The sequence below is a fragment of the Vibrio sp. Vb0598 genome (assembly GCF_033338935.1).
Lineage (GTDB): Bacteria > Pseudomonadota > Gammaproteobacteria > Enterobacterales > Vibrionaceae > Vibrio > Vibrio alginolyticus.
Window position 1 is genome coordinate 1 of record NZ_JAWOTP010000085.1, and the last position, 1,643, is coordinate 1,643.

Genomic DNA, 1,643 nt, shown 5'->3' on the forward strand with positions numbered 1-1,643 from the left:
CGCGCCTACAGAGCGCGATGAAAATCGTCTACGAAGGCGGTCCGGACGCGGCATTCGAGCGAGGCCTGGCTCTCATCATCGGCGGTCTTGAATTGATTTGGACAAAAAACCAAGCATAGCAAAACAAAAAAATTAAGCTCGGAACCGCACAACGACACCCTGTTGTTGTGCGGTTCGAGTACCCAAGCGAAGCGCGGGAGCACTTTAAAAAACACTGACGCGCTTCGCTTGTCGGCTTCACGCATGGATAACTATTCGCAAGCGAAAGTTACCCACACGCGAACCATGAAATAAAAAGTCTAAGGCTCCATATGTTGAATATGAGCTAACACTCTTTCTAACTCAGTGAGCGCATAATTAATGGCCATGATGTTCTGGGGTAACGTTTCATTGTCACGTTGACGCTCGAGAACCTTGATCCGAGATTGGATAATTTCAACAGCAGAATTCATAACAGACACCTCAAGAAGATGAAAGAGCAATGCAGCCGCAAGCAGGCGAACTGCCCTTTCGGCTGCGCCGACCCCTACCCATTTCGACTCGATTTTGAGTGATTTGGATATCGTCTATGGTCGCTTTCCGTGGAGTTTTTTCTCTTACCCTTTCGGGCTGCCCTGCGCTGTGTGTAAAGGCTTTCGCCCCCCGTCCGAGTCACACAACACTAATCAGTTATTCCTTTTCCGCTTGTCCCCTCTAGCAGCTACAAGGGGCGGTATTATCGAGCTTTTCGCTTAGTTCTGATTAGTGCCTTTACCTGCCACCTTTCGGACTTCCCTTGGTCGGTGGCTGATGCGCGTCGTTCTGTCCAAAACATCTTGATCCAAACAGAGTGCAGGAATACTTGAAGTGCTTTTACGATATGAGCTATCATGAAAGGACTTACCGACCGCGAAATCGTAAGTATTTCCGAAAAAACCACCTTGCAGGGTGGTTTTTTCACATCTGGGGTTTATGTTATTACAACGATCCCACTCCAACAAGCGAAGATCGCTATATTGATTTCTATTGTCTAAATTCTGGGGCGCATTATTGGTCATATGTTAAATAGCCAACTTAGCCACTAAAAACGCCCATCTGACGCCCTCAGAAGCGCTAGGAGCGTTTTTTAACACTTTAGATAGGCAGAATACCCCTAAATCGATTTGAAAGTTTGTGACACTTTAGAGGCGATTTACAGGGCAAAAACTCACGAACTGGTTTGAAACCAAAAATCCTCCTTACACGCCATTTTCCTAACTTTGGGTACCTTCACGATGACAGAGACAAACCACAACGTTCTACCTTTCCAATCTCGATACCAAAAAGACATCGAGGAAATCAAAAACGAAGTACGCATGCTCGAAGCGGCTGGCCACTTTTCTGAATATCCCCACTCAACCACTGAAGCCAAACTCTTACCGATGAACCCCAACAGGGGGGAGCCGCAAGCGTAGAACGTCCCAAGACGTTCAGGGGAGCCCACGACCCGATAGCGCAGTGGGGGGCTTGCCCCGCGCGTCTAGGCAAAATGAGCGAGCGAATGTGCCTTGACCCACCGCGTTGATAGCGAGCGTTCAGCGAGTCCAACGGAGGCGACCTGGAACACATCCGCCAGGTGTGTGGAAAAAAGCCCTAGCAAGGCGGTGGGTCAAGGCGTAGCCGCA

The 1,643-nt window shown here is 48.9% G+C and carries 3 protein-coding genes and 1 pseudogene; 3 read left to right on the plus strand and 1 reads right to left on the minus strand.

The window, feature by feature from the left end; translation table 11 throughout:
- Window positions 1-119: pseudogene (locus tag R7Q38_RS23080) on the plus strand (TetR/AcrR family transcriptional regulator C-terminal domain-containing protein); the annotation flags it as partial.
- A 180-nt stretch (window positions 120-299) separates the two neighbouring features.
- Here R7Q38_RS23080 and R7Q38_RS23085 read toward each other — a convergent pair.
- Window positions 300-452 carry a hypothetical protein gene (locus R7Q38_RS23085; protein ID WP_318073678.1) on the minus strand — a complete coding sequence of 51 codons (153 nt, stop codon included), beginning with the start codon at window positions 450-452 and terminating at the stop codon, window positions 300-302.
- A 417-nt stretch (window positions 453-869) separates the two neighbouring features.
- On the opposite strand from R7Q38_RS23085, the gene R7Q38_RS23090 reads away from it, so the two are divergent.
- Both R7Q38_RS23090 and R7Q38_RS23095 read left to right on the plus strand, forming a co-directional pair.
- Entirely contained in the window at window positions 870-1,013 is a 144-nt protein-coding gene (locus tag R7Q38_RS23090) for a hypothetical protein (protein WP_225468280.1), read from the plus strand.
- A gap of 240 nt (window positions 1,014-1,253) precedes the next feature.
- Entirely contained in the window at window positions 1,254-1,433 is a 180-nt protein-coding gene (locus tag R7Q38_RS23095) for a hypothetical protein (protein WP_140071649.1), read from the plus strand.
- Window positions 1,434-1,643: the final 210 nt, after the last annotated feature.

Excerpts from the sequence above, each read along its gene's own strand:
- R7Q38_RS23085 (WP_318073678.1), bottom strand. The coding sequence starts at position 452 with ATGAATTCTGCTGTTGAAATTATCCAATCTCGGATCAAGGTTCTCGAG.
- R7Q38_RS23090 (WP_225468280.1), top strand. The coding sequence starts at position 870 with ATGAAAGGACTTACCGACCGCGAAATCGTAAGTATTTCCGAAAAAACC.
- R7Q38_RS23095 (WP_140071649.1), top strand. The coding sequence starts at position 1,254 with ATGACAGAGACAAACCACAACGTTCTACCTTTCCAATCTCGATACCAA.